This is a genomic window from Paenarthrobacter sp. YIM B13468 (assembly GCF_042788025.1).
Lineage (GTDB): Bacteria > Actinomycetota > Actinomycetes > Actinomycetales > Micrococcaceae > Arthrobacter > Arthrobacter aromaticivorans.
In genome coordinates this window covers 188682-203650 of the sequence record NZ_JBHZPI010000002.1, presented here as the reverse complement: position 1 = coordinate 203650, position 14969 = coordinate 188682, and the positions used below count along the sequence as shown (strand labels likewise).

The window sequence follows — 14969 nt, the reverse complement described above, 5'->3', positions numbered from 1 at the left end:
GTTTGCTGTAGGAGCCGATCAGGCCCCGTGCTCCAACCATTTTCCCGCATCGGAGAGCGTGGTCGAAATTGGTTCGATTCCCAGCTCTTCGCGGAGGCGGTCCAAACGGTAAGTTCTGTCCTTTCCGAGCTGGCTCACGGCGTAGCGCGTGAGGCGTGGTGCCCGGCCGGAAGCGAGGGCAACGGCCTCGGAAATGCCGGCAAGAGCCATGGCAGCGGGTTCCGGAATGTAGCTGATACCCACCCCCGCATGGCCAGTGACAGCAAGCGCCTGCCTAAGCACGGTGCCGAGCTCCACCGGCTCCGCGTCGGCGACGTTGATGGCCCCGCGGGCATCGGACTGGCAAGCTGCCAGCGCCGCCTCTGTCAGATTCTCAACATTGGTGAGTTGATGACGAATACCGGCATGCCCAACGGTGAGAAGCCGTCCGTGGCGGACATTGCTGATCAGGCGCGGCAGCAGCGTCCGGTCCCCTGGTCCATAAACTCCATGTGGCCGAAGAACCACGGCGTTGCGATGTCGTCGGGCCTCCACGTCGGCGAGCGCCTTGCTACTTGCGTAGGCGTTGAGGTGGCGCACAGCCACGTCTTCTTCGCCGCGGTTGGTACAGGGCTCCCACCACGGGTACACGCTTGAACTGGAAATGTGCACCAGTCGTGTTGTTGGGTAGGCCTCGGCCACGGCACGGGTACCCAGCACATTCGTGCGGTAGAACATGCGGGCCGCGCCCCAGTCCGCTACGTGGGCGGCGGCATGGATCACCGCCTCCACGGCTGGCATTTGGCCAGGCGGCAAACCCATTAGGTCCCAATACGTCAGTCCAGGGCCGTGGCGTCGCGCGAAACGAACAACATCCCACCCTTGAGCCTGGGCGGCAGCGGCGATTGCTCCCCCTATGAAGCCTGTGGCCCCGGTAACAGCGATTTTCACGGCGCCCCGGCGTTGTCAGCGGACGTGCGGGCAAATTGGCGCCGAAGTGCTTCCCGGTCCGGTTTTTTGTGGCGTCCGCTGTGAGGGATGGCATCAAGGATTTCGATGTGATCGGGGAGAGCGGATTCGTCAATCAAGGCCGGGAGGACTTCGGTTAGTTTTGCTTTGAGCTGCCCCACTGATTGCCCCTTTGCCTTTGGCTCTCCTTGCGCCCCTGGTTTCCCCTGTGCAGCCACGACGGCCAGCCACACAGCTTCATCACCGATCCCGTCCGGAACCCCCACCATGACGGCCTGCTTAACTCCGGGAACGGAAGTGATCAGCGGTTCATACAGTGCAGGGTAGATGTTGGTTTTGCCCCGGATGATCATGTCCTTCTTGCGACCGATCATCACCAGGCGCGCGGGACCCGTTCCGGGGCCTCCCGCACCGTGGTCCAGCCGTACCAAGTCTCCGGTTGCGTGCTCGATCATGGCGTCCTCACCCAGATATCCGTGGCACATGTTCGGTCCCCGGGCGTGTAGTTCGTGATCCTCCCCTACCCGGATCCCGACGGCGGGCAGCGGCTCGCCGAGGAAATCGCCTTCGCCACTTCCGTCCGGCGACGTGAATTCGGCATCAGCGCCGGACGCAAAGGCCAGCTTCTCCGTACCATCGGCGACGGCGATTGGCAGCAACTCCGTCATGCCGTAGATGAGTTTGAACTCGACGCCGGGAAGCAGTGCCGTTGCCCGTTTCAGGAAGGGAGCCAGCACCGGCGCGGCTCCAAGCATCACGGTCCGCAGTGTTCCTGGGAGCCTGACGCTCCCGTCCTCGACAGCATCCAGGATGGGCGCCAATTGAGAGGGGACAAGGAAAAGGTGCGTCGCGCCGTCGTAGGAGTGCTTCTTGCCAGCAACAGGCCCAAGCTCGCCTGCCAAACGAAGAGGTTCAATGTGCGCGGAGAAGCCATAGCCGGGCATGGTCCAGTGCGCGCCGGCGACGAGTGCCGGCAAGCCCATCATGAGCTGCTCGGAGTGGATACGATCGCCCTCGCCAAAGGTACAGCGCTGGTTGAGCTGCTCGAAGCCTGCTCCCAGCGAACCCCGTGTGTGTACTACACCCTTGGGCGCGCCCGTGGTCCCCGACGTAAAAATGACCACGGCTTCCTGCCCGGAGGCCTCCCCTGTGGAAGGCGGAACGCTATCCACAGGAAGCGCCGGACTGGCGAGTCGCTTCACCGGCGTCGCGCCTCGGGGTACGCCAGGGAGCCAGGGGCCGGAATAGTAGTGCCGGACGTCCATGGCACCGTAATCCGGAAGGAGCAATCCCCGTCGCCGGGCCAGCGGCCGCAGTGGGCTCCTGGTACTCAGCGCGTACAGAAGGGACTCAGCGGCAGCCCACCGTGGGGCAGCCAGCCTTGCCCGGTCATGGAACAGCGACGGTCCGATCCCTGGATCGATGAACACCACAGAACCACCGGCGCGGACGGCCCCCAGTGCCAGGATGAACGCTGCTGGGCTGGGGCGAACCGAGAACAGCATCCGTTCACCGGCACCGAAGCCATCATCACGGAGATGCCGGGCAGTCGCATCTATACCTTTCACCAGGTCGCGGTATGTGATGGTCCGTCCTGGACGCAACCTGCCGGGCGCCGTGATCGCTGGGCTGTCTGGCACGCGCCCTGCTGCGGCATAGACCGCCTCAATGAGATCGGTGCCGGACAAGGTTTCTTCGAACAATGCGTCATTAGGCATTGGCCAGTTCCAACTTCCTGTATCCGGGAATCAGCACACCTCTGCTCACTTGCCGGGAGGAGACGACCCACGGGTGCCGGGCATACCTGTCCAGAAGCAAAGACAGCGTCGCATTGATCTCGGCCATGGCCAACGGCATGCCGATGCAAAAGTGCGGACCCGCACCGAACCACAGCTGCCGCGCATGCGGCGGGATGGGAATCCCAGGCTCGAATCCGCCCAGGCTCTTGGAGGCGTGAACGGTGGATAGCAAAAGACGGTCTCCGGCCCGGATAGCGACTCCGCCAAGGGTGCAAGAAGACACAGCATCCCTCAGCATCATCGGGGACGGCACAGTGAACCGTAATGCCTCGTTCACGGCGGAGGGAACACCTGACCGATCCTCAACGAGGCCTTCTATGCGTCCGCTGTCAGCGAGCAGGGCAATCAGGCGCGGAACAAAGGACACCAACGTCTCTGTTCCCACCATCACGAACGCGCTGACGATGCCCATGGCTTCTTCCTCGGTCATGCCGAGTGCGCGCAGCCGACCGGGAAACGTTTGGGAGTCGCTCTTTCTGTACGCTGCCCGCGCCGGTCCTGCCAAAACCCCGACGGCGGATCTTCCCTTGGCGATCTGCCTCTCCGTCAGCGTGGGACGCCCCAGGCGCACGAGCGAAGAGATGGAAGACCCTAAATTGAAGAGTTCCCTATTGGGCAACCGGCCAGGGGCATCATCTGGCACGCCCAGCAGCCTGGAGATGACTCCCCCAGCAAGCTCCTTGACGCAGTCCACCAGATCTACGTGGCCACCTGCGTCCAGTCCGTGGTGTAACCGGTCATGAAGCGAATCAGCCGCCGGCTCGACAATCGCCGCCACTGAGCCTGGAGTGAAGAGGTCAGCCAGCTTGCGCCGCAGCTCCCTGTGCTCCGCGCCGTCCATGTTCACTAACGCCTTTGGTCCCACTACGGGAGTCCAGAGCGCACCCGAACCCGACGGTCCGTTCTTGATGAATCGTTGGCTATCCATGAGAACTTCGCGCACCAAGGCGGCTTCGCTGACAAGAATCCCCAGGCCGGGCAAACGCATCACCGGCCGTATGCTGCCGAGACCCCGGATGGCCGGGTACAGCAATGGATGCGCCCCCAACTGGACACGCTGCTCCCAGCGTTCAGCCTTACTCCTGACGCCGCTGGACATTCTTCTGTTGGGCATGCGGTCGTTGGGCATCCTGCCGCTCGGCACCCCGCTGTTGGGCACCCCTCCGTCGAAAATCACGGCGTCACCGGATGTCCACGTGCTCTGGGCGGTACCGGTGGTCCGCATACCAAGCAAGGGTGTTCTTCAAACCCCAGGCTTTGACCCGCCGTGAGGAGCCGTACACCACAACATCCCGGCGCAACGCGTAATTGCGGGTCAGCTTTCGCACGCGGTTGGACAGTGCTCGGTCTTCATGGAGGTCTTCTATGCTGGTCCGCGGGAATCCCCCGGAACGGTGATACATGTCTGCCGTGATCGCCATATTGCACCCTGGAAGCATCTGATAAGGGCCCAGGTACCCCTCCCCCTTATTGCCGGGACGGATCCGGCCGAAGAAAGATGCGATCTCGACTGCGAGCAACATCATCCGCCGCTCCCGGGTACTGATCCCTTCGTCCCGTCGGGGCACAAGTTGGCCGGCGATGAGTTCCAAACCGTCGTCGAACGCCCGAACAATTTTGGCGGTCCAATCCGGCGCAGCGAGGCAATCGGCATCTGTCCGGGCGAGCCACCTTGCGCCGTGCTCCACACCGAAGCGCATGCCCGTGTCAGCGGCCGTGCCCGTCCCCTTCTCGGCTTCATGTACAAGCCTGATATCCATGTGGGGATGAGCCGCGGCGAACTCTGAGACGATCAAACAGCTGGCATCCGTCGATCCGTTGTCGACCACCACCACCGTGAAGTCCTGATGTTCCTGGGCCGCGAGAGAGTCCAGCGTCTGCTGGACAAGCTTCTCTTCGTTCAGCATGGGCAGCGCGATGGACAAGGGCCGGGTAGGGGCCGTGCTTCCGAGATGGCGTTCCAGCGTCACAGCCGCACCACCGCCATACCCAGGCTGACGCCGCCGGCGAGTCCCACCAAGGCCACGAGATCGCCCGGACCGCAGCGTCCGCTGTCCACGGCGAGTTTCAATTGCAGGGGCAGGCTAACTGAGGCCAAATTTCCGAAGTCCTCTACCGAAGGCACCAGCAACTCAGGTGGAACACCGGCCCGTTCCGCAAAGACCTCCCGGTACGGTCCACTCACTTGGTGCACGCAAACCACGGCGAAGTCCGTCCACTGCAGTTCCAGCCGGTCCAATGTTTCGTCCAGGACGCCGCAGCCCAGATCCAGAAACGCGTCCTTGAGCTTCTCCCCGTCCATGGTGAAATAGGTAGCTTCCGGATCGCGCGGATACGCAGAACCACCTGCAGCCAAAGTGCCGACAGACCAGTGGCTGCTTCGGGCAGTGAAGCCCATGCCAAGAATGCCGGCCGACCCGGCCTCAAGTCCGTCCGACTCCATTGCCTCTGCACCCGCAGGTTCAAGCAACACTGCCGCGCCGCCGTCGCTCATGGTGTACCCGGGAAAGCTTGACGCGAAAGTGGCAAAGTCCGGAACCCTCCAACGGATCGCCCGCGACGGCGACTCCCCTGTGACCACCAGGACCCTGGCATACCGTCCCGTGGCAATCAGAGCATCGCCCACTTCCAGGCCGTTCAGAAAACTGTTGCACGCATTCTTCACGTCCATCACAGGGCAGCAGAGTCCAAGTTTGGCGGCGGCCATGTGGCCCGTGGCCGGTTCCACCATGTCCTGGCTGGCGGACGCGAAGATGAGGAGGTCTATGTCCGGGGCCTGCAGCCCGCATTCGGCAAGGAGCTTTGCCGCTGCATTGGCCGCAAGGTCCGATGCTTGCTCGGAGTCAGCCATGACGCTCCGGGAGTGGATCCCGGTAACACGGGAAATCAAACCCTTGGGTACCCGGAACCCCGGACTCGACTCACCAATACGGCGTTCGACGGCGGAAGTCCCCAGGCGCGCAGGTGGAAGGTAGACCTCCAAACCTGCAATCCTGCTGTGTCCGGAAAGAGCTGTTTGCATGCGGTTCCCCCAAAAAACTGCCGCGAAACGAAAAGGGTGTGTCCCGCACCAATGGTACGGGACACACCCTTTGCTCCAGCGCCGATGATCCGGCTATGTGGAAAAGCCGTGCTAGACGGCCTTGGCCGACTCGATGGCGGTCAGGACGCGGTCGGTCACTTCGTCGATGCCGCCGATTCCGTCCACCTTCGTCAGGATGCCGCGCTCGGCATACTTGGCAACAACGGCCTCAGTCTGCTCGTGGTAAAGGTCCAGCCGGTGACGGATGACGGCCTCGTTGTCGTCAGAGCGCCCGGTTTCCTTCGCACGGCCCAGGAGGCGGGACACCAGTTCTTCGTCGTCGGCAGTCAGCTGGAGCACGACGTCGAGCTCCTGCTCGCCTTCAGCGAGGATCTGGTCCAGGTAGTCGACCTGCGCGGTGGTGCGCGGGTAACCATCCAGGAGGAAGCCATTCTCGACGTCGCTCTGGCTCAGGCGGTCACGAACCATGTTGTTCGTGACGCTGTCCGGAACGAAGTCACCAGCGTCCATGTATTTCTTGGCTTCAATGCCCAAAGGGGTTTCGCCCTTAACGTTGGCACGGAAGATGTCGCCGGTGGAGATGGCGACTACGCCGAGGCGCTCGGAAATCCGCTCAGCCTGCGTACCCTTACCCGAACCGGGAGGTCCAATGATCAGCATTCTCGTCATCGCAAAAGCCCTTCGTAGTGACGTTGTTGTAGCTGCGCATCAATCTGCTTGACGGTTTCCAGGCCGACACCCACCATGATCAGGATTGACGTACCACCGAACGGGAAGTTCTGGTTGGCATTGATCAGGACGAGTGCAACCAGCGGAATCAATGCCACAAAGCCCAGGTAGAAGGCTCCCGGCAAGGTGATCCTGGAAAGCACGTACTGCAGGTAGTCCGCGGTCGGTTTACCCGCCCGGATGCCCGGAATGAACCCGCCGTACTTCTTCATGTTGTCCGACACTTCTTCAGGGTTGAAGGTGATGGCCACGTAGAAGTAGGTGAAGAACACGATCATGGCGAAGTAGAGCGCCATGTAGATGGGGTGGTCACCACGGGTGAGGTTATTGTTGATCCACTCAACCCATGGTGCCAGCTGCTCCCCTGCCTTCGGCTGGTTGAACTGCGCAATCAGGCCTGGCAGGTACAGCATGGAGGAAGCGAAGATGACGGGCACGACGCCGGCCATGTTCACTTTGATGGGGATGTAGGTGCTTGTGCCACCCACGGTGCGGCGTCCGATCATGCGCTTGGCGTACTGGACGGGAACCCGCCGCTGGGACTGCTCCACGAAGACCACCAGGGCCACCGTGAGCAAGCCGATTGCCAGGACAATGAAGAACGTTCCCGGGCCCTTCGTCTCCCAGATGGAACCAAGTGAACGCGGGAAGCCTGCAGCAATAGAGGTGAAGATGAGCAGCGACATACCGTTGCCCACGCCCTTCTCCGTAACGAGCTCGCCCATCCACATGATGAGGCCCGTGCCGGCCGTCAGGGTGATGATGATGAGCAGCGTCGTAATGATGCTGTCATCAGGAATGATCGGGAGGTTACAACCCGGAAGAAGCTGGCCGGACCGCGCCAAGGACACCAGCGTGGTGGCGTTCAGGAGTCCGAGCGCGATGGTGAGGTACCGGGTGTACTGGGTCAACTTCGACTGGCCCGAGGAGCCCTCTTCATAGAGCTGCTGGAACCGGGGAATGACCACCCGGAGCAGCTGAACGATGATGCTCGACGTGATGTAGGGCATGATGCCCAGTGCAAAGATCGAGACCTGCAGCAACGCGCCGCCGCTGAACAAGTTGACCAGCTGGTAGATGCCCTGCGAGGTGTCACCGTTGTTCAAGCATTGCTGGACATTCTGGTAGTTCACACCAGGCGAGGGGATGAAAGCTCCCAAGCGGAAGATTGTGATGATTCCCAGCGTGAACAACAACTTGCGTCGCAAATCAGGCGTCCGAAACGCCCGGCCGAATGCGCTTAGCAAGCGTCCTCCTGAGTAGAAAGTACAAGGATGTGGATGGGCTCAATGAAACCCAACAACCGAGTCTAGCTGCTTGTGACGCCGTCGTAATAATCGAGAGTCCACCTTCACGCAAAAAATCCCGGTATACGGGGCCGAAGCCCCGCATACCGGGATCTTTTTTACAACGGGGATCAGCCCCACTGGCTCTTAGAGAGCAGTGGTGCTTCCACCTGCTGCAGCAATCTTTTCAGCAGCGCTGGAAGAGAAAGCGTGGGCGGTGACGTCAACCTTGACGGTGATGTCGCCAGTGCCCAGGACCTTGACGGGCTGGTTCTTGCGAACGGCACCCTTCTCAACCAGGGACTCAACGGTGACAGCGCCACCTTCCGGGAACAGCTCGTTGAGCTTGTCCAGGTTCACAACCTGGAACTCAACCCGGAACGGGTTCTTGAAGCCGCGCAGCTTCGGCAGGCGCATGTGCAGCGGCAGCTGGCCGCCGGCAAAGCCAGCCTTCACCTGGTAGCGGGCCTTCGTACCCTTGGTACCGCGACCAGCGGTCTTACCCTTGGAGCCTTCACCACGACCAACACGGGTCTTGGCGGTCTTGGCACCCGGGGCGGGACGCAGGTGGTGGACCTTCAGAGCGTTCTGCTTCTCAGCAGCCTCTGCAGCGGTCTTGTTCTCGGCCATTACTTCGCCTCCTCTACATTCACGAGGTGCGGAACCGTGTTGAGCATTCCAACGGTCACGGCGTCGGCGTCACGGACAACGGTGTGTCCGATGCGCTTCAGGCCGAGGGACCGGAGGGTAGCCTTCTGGTTCTGCTTGGCGCCGATGACGCCCTTGATCTGGGTGATCTCCAACTTGGCGTCGGAGGGAGTCAGGTTCTTAGCCATGACTAAACACCTGCCTTCTGGTTCTGGAGCGCGCGCACCAGAGCAGCAGGAGCAACCTCGTCCAGCGGCAGGCCACGGCGGGCAGCCACCGAAGCGGGCTCTTCGAGCTGCTTCAGAGCGTCAACGGTCGCGTGAACGATGTTGATCGCGTTGGAGGAACCGAGCGACTTGGAGAGGATGTCGTGGATACCCACGCACTCCAGTACCGCGCGGACCGGACCACCGGCGATAACACCGGTACCGGCGGAAGCCGGACGCAGCAGGACAACGCCTGCAGCAGCCTCACCCTGCACGCGGTGCGGGATGGTGTTGCCAACGCGGGGAACGCGGAAGAAGGACTTCTTGGCCTCTTCGACGCCCTTTGCGATAGCAGCGGGAACTTCCTTGGCCTTGCCGTAGCCGACGCCGACCATGCCGTTACCGTCACCGACGACGACGAGAGCGGTGAAGCTGAAGCGACGACCACCCTTGACGACCTTGGCAACGCGGTTGATGGTTACAACGCGCTCTACGAACTGGCTCTTCTCGGCTTCGCGACCGCCGTCGCGGCCTCCACGGCCACCACGGTCGCCGCGGCCCTGGCCACGCTCGCCGCGCTCGCCACGACGTCCGCCGCGGCGGTCGTCGGTAGCGGGTGCGGTCTCAGTTGCTTCAGCAGCTACAGCTTCAGTCACCTGAATGTCCTTTTCGTTATTTTCAACGGTCACAGTGCCAGCCCACCTTCGCGAGCACCGTCAGCGACGGCGGCGATGCGGCCGTGGTACTTGTTACCGCCACGGTCGAAGACAACAGCTTCGACGCCTGCAGCCTTGGCACGCTCGGCAACGAGCTCGCCGACGCGCTTGGCCTTGGCAGTCTTGTCTGCGTCGAGAGCGCGAAGGTCAGCTTCCAAGGTGGAAGCGTAAGCCACGGTTACACCCTTGCTGTCATCGACAACCTGGACGAAGATGTGGCGAGCCGAACGGTTGACGACCAGACGAGGACGTGCAGCCGTACCGGTGATGCGCTTGCGGATACGAAGCTGGCGACGGCTGCGTGCAGCAGACTTGCTCTTGTTCGTACGCTTCTTGTTAATTGCGATGGCCATGGTTTACTTACCAGCCTTTCCGACCTTGCGGCGGATGACTTCGCCGGCGTAACGGACACCCTTGCCCTTGTAGGGGTCAGGCTTGCGCAGCTTGCGAATGTTGGCAGCAACCTCGCCGACCTGCTGCTTGTTGATACCCGCAACAGAGAGCTTGGTCGGACCCTCTACTACGAAGGTGATGCCTTCGGGTGCCGAGACGTTAACCGGGTGGCTGAAGCCAAGAGCGAACTCCAGGTCAGAACCCTTTGCCTGAACGCGGTAACCAGTACCAACGATTTCAAGCTTCTTCTCGTAGCCCTCGGTAACGCCCTGGATCATGTTGGCGATCAGGGTGCGGGTCAGGCCGTGCAGCGAACGCGAGTTGCGCTCGTCGTTCGGGCGGGTGACCGTGAGAGTGTTCTCTTCCAGGGAAACCTCGATCGGGCTGGCCACAGTGTGGCTCAGCTCTCCCTTGGAACCCTTGACGCTGATGACGGAGCCATCGAGCTTGACCTCAACTCCGGCAGGAACGGTGATGGGGAGACGTCCAATACGTGACATTATTCTCTTCCTTTCCCGTTACCAGACGTACGCGAGGACTTCGCCGCCCACGCCCTTCTTACCGGCCTGCTTGTCAGTCAGGAGGCCGGAAGAGGTGGACAGGATAGCGATACCCAGGCCACCCAGCACGTGAGGCAGGTTGGTGGACTTCGCGTAAACGCGGAGGCCGGGCTTGGAGATGCGGCGGACGCCAGCGATGGAACGCTCGCGGTTCGGACCGAACTTCAGGTCGATGGTCAGCTTCTTGCCAACCTCGGCGTCTTCTTCCTTCCAGCCGGCAATGTAGCCTTCTGCCTTCAGGATGTCAGCAACGCGTGCCTTCAGCTTGCTGTACGGCATGGTCACGGTGTCGTGGTACGCCGAGTTTGCATTGCGCAGACGCGTGAGCATGTCTGCGACAGGATCTGTCATAGTCATTTGGGCTATAGCCCTTCCTCATAACGGTTTCCGCTGCGCCTGCTCTTGCGAGCCTGCGCTGCCGGACCTGTTACGTAGTTAGTTTTCGGTCTTGAACGGGAAACCAAGCGCCTTGAGCAGCGCGCGGCCTTCGTCGTCGGTCTTGGCAGTGGTGACGACCGTGATGTCCATACCGCGAACGCGGTCGATGGAGTCCTGGTCGATTTCGTGGAACATAACCTGCTCGGTCAGACCGAAGGTGTAGTTGCCGTTGCCATCGAACTGCTTGCCGTTGAGGCCGCGGAAGTCACGGATACGCGGCAGAGCCAGCGAAACCAGACGGTCCACGAATTCCCACATGCGGTCTCCACGCAGGGTTGCGTGCGCACCGATCGGCATGCCTTCGCGCAGCTTGAACTGTGCGATCGACTTGCGGGCCTTGGTTACCTGCGGCTTCTGGCCGGTGATCAGGGTGAGGTCGCGGACAGCGCCGTCGATCAGCTTGGAGTCCTTGGCGGCATCTCCAACACCCATGTTCACAACAACCTTCACCAGACGGGGAACCTGGTTCACGTTCGCGTAGTTGAATTCGTCCTGCAGCGACTTCTTGATGGTCTCTGCGTACTTCGTCTTCAGACGCGGAACGATCTTCACTGGAGTCTCGAGAGTCTCAGTCATTAGATGTCCTTCCCGGTGGCCTTGGACACGCGGATACGGACGGTCTTGGTAGCGCCATCCTTCTCAACGGTGTCGAGACGGAAACCAACACGGGTCGGCTTCTTGGTCGACGGGTCAACCAGAGCAACGTTGGAAACGTGGATCGGGGCTTCAACAACCTCGATGCCACCGGTCTTGGTGCCGCGCTGCGACTGACCGACCTTGGTGTGCTTGGTGACGCGGTTGATTCCCTCTACCAGCACGCGGTTGGTGTCCGGGAATACGCGCAGGACCTTGCCCTGCTTGCCGCGGTCGCCGCCACGTTCCTGCTTGGCGCCGGTGATGACCTGAACGAGGTCACCCTTTTTGATCTTAGCCATGGACTAAAGCACCTCCGGGGCCAGCGAAACGATCTTCATGAACTTCTTGTCGCGAAGTTCACGACCAACCGGGCCGAAGATACGGGTACCGCGGGGGTCACCGTCGTTCTTCAGGATCACAGCTGCGTTTTCGTCAAACTTGATGTAGGAACCATCCGCACGGCGGCGTTCCTTCTTGGTACGGACGATGACCGCCTTGACGACGTCGCCCTTCTTTACGTTTCCGCCGGGAATAGCGTCCTTGACGGTAGCGACGATGACGTCGCCAATGCCTGCGTAGCGACGACCGGATCCACCGAGAACGCGAATGGTAAGGATTTCCTTAGCACCCGTGTTGTCGGCGACCTTGAGTCGCGACTCCTGCTGAATCAATTTTTACTCCTTGCGTCGCGCCGGTTCTCAGACCGAAATCATGCATACGGAATGAGCCTTGCGGAACGGTTGATCGGGGTGTCTCTTGACCTGCCTGGATTTTGCCAGAACAGGCCTAAACGCCCGTGCCACGAGCATCAGCTTCCCTTGCAGAAAACTCTGCGCGGGGCAGTATGCAGCGGCACGATTGTTTACGAGGTAGTCGATGACGCACAAATGGCGCCATACAAACTCAATATCCTAGCATGTTTCGTTGGTCTTTCCGAAACGTGCTGGGAACGCGGAAGGGCCCGCGTTCCATGCGGAACGCGGACCCTTCCAGTGAATCCCAACCGGGCAAGCCCGGCGGCGGATTTACTTGGCCTTTTCGAGGATCTCCACCAGGCGCCACCGCTTGGTAGCGGACAGCGGGCGGGTCTCAGAGATGAGAACGAGGTCGCCGATGCCGGCGGTGTTCTCTTCGTCGTGAGCCTTGACCTTCGAAGTGCGGCGAATAACCTTGCCGTACAGAGCGTGCTTCACGCGGTCTTCAACCTGAACAACGATGGTCTTTTCCATCTTGTCAGAGACAACGTAGCCGCGACGCGTCTTACGGTAACCGCGCTGTTCAGCGCTGGCTGCTGCTTCCGTCACAGTTTCCTTCTCGCTCACTTGGCGTCCTCTCCAGCTTCGGCAGTTTCAGCCTTGGCAGCCTTCTTGGACTTCTTTTCTTCCTTGGCTTCCACAACCGGTGCGGCAACCTCGGCACGAATGCCCAGCTCGCGCTCACGCAGAACGGTGTAGATGCGTGCGATGTCCTTCTTTACCGCACGCAGGCGACCGTGGTTCTCCAGCTGACCGGTGGCGGACTGGAAACGCAGGTTGAACAGCTCTTCCTTGGACTTGCGGAGTTCTTCAACGAGACGCTCGTTGTCGAAACCGTCCAGCTGTGCGGGTGCGAGATCCTTCGACCCTACTGCCATTTCTATTCACCACCTTCGCGACGCACAATGCGTGCCTTCAACGGGAGCTTGTGGATTGCCAGGCGCAGGGCCTCGCGAGCTACCTCTTCATTGACACCGGAGAGTTCGAAGAGAACCCGGCCCGGCTTGACGTTTGCGACCCACCATTCCGGAGAACCCTTACCGGAACCCATACGGGTTTCAGCAGGCTTCTTCGTCAGCGGACGGTCCGGGTAGATGTTGATCCAGACCTTACCGCCACGCTTGATGTGGCGGGTCATCGCGATACGGGCGGACTCGATCTGACGGTTCGTCACGTATGCCGGGCTCAGGGCCTGGATACCGTACTCACCGAAGCTGACCTTGGTGCCACCCGTTGCAGCGCCGGAACGACCCGGGTGGTGCTGCTTACGGTGCTTGACTCGACGTGGGATAAGCATTTAAGCCTCTCCTCCTTCTGCTGCCGGAGCAGCAGCTTCAGCGGCCGGAGCCTCTGCAGCAACCGGTGCTGCGTCAGCGGCCGGGCGGTCGTTACGACGACGGCGGTCGCCACCCGGGCGGCCCGGACGGTCTCCTGCGCGGCCACGGGACGGAGCAGCAGCTGCCTGCTGAGCCAGTTCCTTGGCAGTTACGTCACCCTTGTAGATCCAAACCTTCACACCGATGCGGCCGAAGGTGGTCTTGGCTTCGTAGAAGCCGTAGTCGATGTTCGCGCGGAGGGTGTGCAGGGGCACACGGCCTTCGCGGTAGAACTCCGAGCGGGACATTTCTGCGCCACCCAGACGACCCGAGCAAGCAACACGGATACCCTTGGCACCCGCACGCTGTGCGGACTGCATGGCCTTCTTCATCGCACGGCGGAAAGCCACGCGGGAAGTCAGCTGCTCAGCGATGCCCTGGGCAACAAGCTGTGCTTCCATCTCGGGGTTCTTGACCTCGAGGATGTTCAGCTGAACCTGCTTGCCAGTGAGCTTTTCGAGCTCGCCGCGGATGCGGTCTGCCTCGGCGCCACGGCGACCGATGACGATACCCGGGCGTGCCGTGTGGATATCCACGCGGACACGATCACGGGTGCGCTCGATCTCAACCTTGGCGATGCCGGCGCGCTCCATGCCAGTGGACATGAGCTGACGGATCTTGATGTCCTCGCGGACGAAGTCCTTGTAGCGCTGTCCGGCCTTGTTGCTGTCAGCAAACCAGTGCGAAACGTGGTCGGTGGTGATGCCGAGTCGGAACCCGTGCGGGTTTACTTTCTGTCCCACTTAGCGAGCCTCCTCTTTCTCCGGGGTTGCGACGACCACGGTGATGTGGCTGGTCCGCTTCCTAATGCGGTAAGCGCGGCCTTGGGCACGCGGCTGGAACCGCTTCATGGTCGGGCCTTCATCAACGAATGCTTCGCTGATGAACAGGTCGCTGTCGTCGAATGCAACGCCGTCACGGTCCGCGAGGACACGTGCGTTGGCCATTGCCGACTGAAGTACCTTGAATACCGGCTCCGAAGCTGCCTGCGGGGCAAACTTCAGAATTGCCAGAGCCTCATTCGCTTGCTTACCACGAACAAGGTTGACGACGCGCCGGGCCTTCATAGGCGTTACGCGGATGTGACGCGCAATAGCCTTGGCTTCCATTGCTTTCCTTCTCTCGTCTAAGACGTAAAGTCAGGCGCCTAGCGGCGCTTGCCCTTACGGTCGTCCTTAACATGGCCGCGGAATGTCCGCGTGGGAGCGAATTCGCCGAGCTTGTGCCCGACCATCGACTCAGTGACAAACACCGGAATGTGCTTGCGTCCGTCGTGTACGGCGATCGTGTGCCCGAGCATGTCGGGGATGATCATCGAACGGCGGGACCAGGTCTTGATGACGTTCTTGGTGCCCTTATCGTTTTCCCGTGCGACCTTCACAAAGAGGTGCTGGTCAACGAAAGGACCTTTTTTCAGGCTGCGTGGCATGTGTCCA

The 14969-nt window shown here is 61.2% G+C and carries 22 protein-coding genes; all 22 read right to left on the bottom strand.

Annotated features, from left to right (window positions below; all coding sequences use genetic code 11):
• Positions 1 to 18: 18 nt before the first annotated feature.
• The 22 genes from ACFX4T_RS02980 to rpsS all read right to left on the bottom strand — a co-directional run bounded on the left by ACFX4T_RS02980 (position 19) and on the right by rpsS (position 14962).
• Positions 19 to 930, bottom strand: a complete 912-nt coding sequence (locus ACFX4T_RS02980) for an NAD-dependent epimerase/dehydratase family protein (RefSeq protein ID WP_377650730.1) — start codon at positions 928 to 930, stop codon at positions 19 to 21.
• Positions 927 to 2666, bottom strand: coding sequence for a class I adenylate-forming enzyme family protein (locus ACFX4T_RS02975; RefSeq protein ID WP_377650729.1), 1740 nt, complete (start codon positions 2664 to 2666; stop codon positions 927 to 929). Before ACFX4T_RS02975 ends, ACFX4T_RS02980 begins: the two co-directional genes overlap by 4 nt.
• Positions 2659 to 3972, bottom strand: a complete 1314-nt coding sequence (locus tag ACFX4T_RS02970) for a cytochrome P450 (protein WP_377650728.1) — start codon at positions 3970 to 3972, stop codon at positions 2659 to 2661. Before ACFX4T_RS02970 ends, ACFX4T_RS02975 begins: the two co-directional genes overlap by 8 nt.
• Positions 3929 to 4717, bottom strand: a complete 789-nt coding sequence (locus ACFX4T_RS02965; RefSeq protein WP_377650727.1) for a glycosyltransferase family 2 protein — start codon at positions 4715 to 4717, stop codon at positions 3929 to 3931. Before ACFX4T_RS02965 ends, ACFX4T_RS02970 begins: the two co-directional genes overlap by 44 nt.
• Positions 4714 to 5769, bottom strand: coding sequence for a 3-oxoacyl-ACP synthase III family protein (locus tag ACFX4T_RS02960; protein ID WP_377650726.1), 1056 nt, complete (start codon positions 5767 to 5769; stop codon positions 4714 to 4716). The genes ACFX4T_RS02965 and ACFX4T_RS02960 overlap by 4 nt, the downstream gene beginning before the upstream one ends.
• A gap of 111 nt (positions 5770 to 5880) precedes the next feature.
• Positions 5881 to 6450 (bottom strand): adenylate kinase, encoded by a 570-nt coding sequence (locus tag ACFX4T_RS02955; protein WP_216925201.1) that lies wholly within the window; start codon positions 6448 to 6450, stop codon positions 5881 to 5883.
• 5 nt (positions 6451 to 6455) lie between these two features.
• The gene (secY, locus tag ACFX4T_RS02950) at positions 6456 to 7766 is read right to left on the bottom strand and encodes a preprotein translocase subunit SecY (protein WP_216925094.1); all 1311 of its coding nucleotides are present in this window, start codon (positions 7764 to 7766) and stop codon (positions 6456 to 6458) included.
• 186 nt (positions 7767 to 7952) lie between these two features.
• Complete coding sequence (gene rplO / locus ACFX4T_RS02945) at positions 7953 to 8435, bottom strand: 50S ribosomal protein L15 (RefSeq protein ID WP_216925093.1); 483 nt, start codon at positions 8433 to 8435, stop codon at positions 7953 to 7955.
• Positions 8435 to 8641 carry a 50S ribosomal protein L30 gene (gene rpmD, locus ACFX4T_RS02940; RefSeq protein WP_216925092.1) on the bottom strand — a complete coding sequence of 69 codons (207 nt, stop codon included), beginning with the start codon at positions 8639 to 8641 and terminating at the stop codon, positions 8435 to 8437. The genes rplO and rpmD overlap by 1 nt, the downstream gene beginning before the upstream one ends.
• A gap of 2 nt (positions 8642 to 8643) precedes the next feature.
• Positions 8644 to 9315, bottom strand: a complete 672-nt coding sequence (gene rpsE / locus ACFX4T_RS02935) for a 30S ribosomal protein S5 (protein ID WP_216925200.1) — start codon at positions 9313 to 9315, stop codon at positions 8644 to 8646.
• Positions 9316 to 9344: 29 nt separating this feature from the next.
• Positions 9345 to 9728 carry a 50S ribosomal protein L18 gene (gene rplR, locus ACFX4T_RS02930; RefSeq protein WP_216925091.1) on the bottom strand — a complete coding sequence of 128 codons (384 nt, stop codon included), beginning with the start codon at positions 9726 to 9728 and terminating at the stop codon, positions 9345 to 9347.
• A gap of 3 nt (positions 9729 to 9731) precedes the next feature.
• The gene (rplF, locus tag ACFX4T_RS02925) at positions 9732 to 10268 is read right to left on the bottom strand and encodes a 50S ribosomal protein L6 (RefSeq protein ID WP_144659422.1); all 537 of its coding nucleotides are present in this window, start codon (positions 10266 to 10268) and stop codon (positions 9732 to 9734) included.
• Positions 10269 to 10286: 18 nt separating this feature from the next.
• Positions 10287 to 10685, bottom strand: coding sequence for a 30S ribosomal protein S8 (rpsH, locus tag ACFX4T_RS02920; protein ID WP_216925090.1), 399 nt, complete (start codon positions 10683 to 10685; stop codon positions 10287 to 10289).
• A 78-nt stretch (positions 10686 to 10763) separates the two neighbouring features.
• The gene (gene rplE / locus ACFX4T_RS02915; protein WP_144659421.1) at positions 10764 to 11342 is read right to left on the bottom strand and encodes a 50S ribosomal protein L5; all 579 of its coding nucleotides are present in this window, start codon (positions 11340 to 11342) and stop codon (positions 10764 to 10766) included.
• Positions 11342 to 11701, bottom strand: a complete 360-nt coding sequence (gene rplX, locus ACFX4T_RS02910) for a 50S ribosomal protein L24 (RefSeq protein ID WP_062073171.1) — start codon at positions 11699 to 11701, stop codon at positions 11342 to 11344. The genes rplE and rplX overlap by 1 nt, the downstream gene beginning before the upstream one ends.
• A gap of 3 nt (positions 11702 to 11704) precedes the next feature.
• The gene (gene rplN / locus ACFX4T_RS02905) at positions 11705 to 12073 is read right to left on the bottom strand and encodes a 50S ribosomal protein L14 (RefSeq protein ID WP_003803789.1); all 369 of its coding nucleotides are present in this window, start codon (positions 12071 to 12073) and stop codon (positions 11705 to 11707) included.
• A 354-nt stretch (positions 12074 to 12427) separates the two neighbouring features.
• Complete coding sequence (gene rpsQ / locus ACFX4T_RS02900) at positions 12428 to 12724, bottom strand: 30S ribosomal protein S17 (RefSeq protein ID WP_142938371.1); 297 nt, start codon at positions 12722 to 12724, stop codon at positions 12428 to 12430.
• On the bottom strand, positions 12721 to 13035 hold the full coding sequence (gene rpmC, locus ACFX4T_RS02895; protein ID WP_216925089.1) for a 50S ribosomal protein L29: 315 nt from the start codon (positions 13033 to 13035) through the stop codon (positions 12721 to 12723). The genes rpsQ and rpmC overlap by 4 nt, the downstream gene beginning before the upstream one ends.
• 2 nt (positions 13036 to 13037) lie before the next feature.
• Positions 13038 to 13454, bottom strand: coding sequence for a 50S ribosomal protein L16 (gene rplP / locus ACFX4T_RS02890; protein WP_003803795.1), 417 nt, complete (start codon positions 13452 to 13454; stop codon positions 13038 to 13040).
• Entirely contained in the window at positions 13455 to 14276 is an 822-nt protein-coding gene (gene rpsC / locus ACFX4T_RS02885) for a 30S ribosomal protein S3 (protein WP_216925088.1), read from the bottom strand. It abuts the gene before it with no gap.
• Positions 14277 to 14642, bottom strand: a complete 366-nt coding sequence (gene rplV, locus ACFX4T_RS02880; protein ID WP_090817766.1) for a 50S ribosomal protein L22 — start codon at positions 14640 to 14642, stop codon at positions 14277 to 14279.
• Between the two features lie 38 nt (positions 14643 to 14680).
• Positions 14681 to 14962, bottom strand: coding sequence for a 30S ribosomal protein S19 (gene rpsS, locus ACFX4T_RS02875; protein ID WP_011775591.1), 282 nt, complete (start codon positions 14960 to 14962; stop codon positions 14681 to 14683).
• Between the last annotated feature and the right edge of the window lie 7 nt (positions 14963 to 14969).

Bases quoted from the DNA above. Each gene is read 5' to 3' on its own strand.
- ACFX4T_RS02975 (WP_377650729.1), bottom strand. From the start codon at position 2,666: ATGCCTAATGACGCATTGTTCGAAGAAACCTTGTCCGGCACCGATCTC.
- ACFX4T_RS02970 (WP_377650728.1), bottom strand. From the start codon at position 3,972: ATGCGGACCACCGGTACCGCCCAGAGCACGTGGACATCCGGTGACGCC.
- ACFX4T_RS02960 (WP_377650726.1), bottom strand. From the start codon at position 5,769: ATGCAAACAGCTCTTTCCGGACACAGCAGGATTGCAGGTTTGGAGGTC.
- ACFX4T_RS02955 (WP_216925201.1), bottom strand. From the start codon at position 6,450: ATGCTGATCATTGGACCTCCCGGTTCGGGTAAGGGTACGCAGGCTGAG.
- rplO (WP_216925093.1), bottom strand. From the start codon at position 8,435: ATGGCCGAGAACAAGACCGCTGCAGAGGCTGCTGAGAAGCAGAACGCT.
- rpmD (WP_216925092.1), bottom strand. From the start codon at position 8,641: ATGGCTAAGAACCTGACTCCCTCCGACGCCAAGTTGGAGATCACCCAG.
- rplR (WP_216925091.1), bottom strand. From the start codon at position 9,728: ATGGCCATCGCAATTAACAAGAAGCGTACGAACAAGAGCAAGTCTGCT.
- rplF (WP_144659422.1), bottom strand. From the start codon at position 10,268: ATGTCACGTATTGGACGTCTCCCCATCACCGTTCCTGCCGGAGTTGAG.
- rpsH (WP_216925090.1), bottom strand. From the start codon at position 10,685: ATGACTATGACAGATCCTGTCGCAGACATGCTCACGCGTCTGCGCAAT.
- rplE (WP_144659421.1), bottom strand. From the start codon at position 11,342: ATGACTGAGACTCTCGAGACTCCAGTGAAGATCGTTCCGCGTCTGAAG.
- rplX (WP_062073171.1), bottom strand. From the start codon at position 11,701: ATGGCTAAGATCAAAAAGGGTGACCTCGTTCAGGTCATCACCGGCGCC.
- rpmC (WP_216925089.1), bottom strand. From the start codon at position 13,035: ATGGCAGTAGGGTCGAAGGATCTCGCACCCGCACAGCTGGACGGTTTC.
- rplP (WP_003803795.1), bottom strand. From the start codon at position 13,454: ATGCTTATCCCACGTCGAGTCAAGCACCGTAAGCAGCACCACCCGGGT.
- rplV (WP_090817766.1), bottom strand. From the start codon at position 14,642: ATGGAAGCCAAGGCTATTGCGCGTCACATCCGCGTAACGCCTATGAAG.
- rpsS (WP_011775591.1), bottom strand. From the start codon at position 14,962: ATGCCACGCAGCCTGAAAAAAGGTCCTTTCGTTGACCAGCACCTCTTT.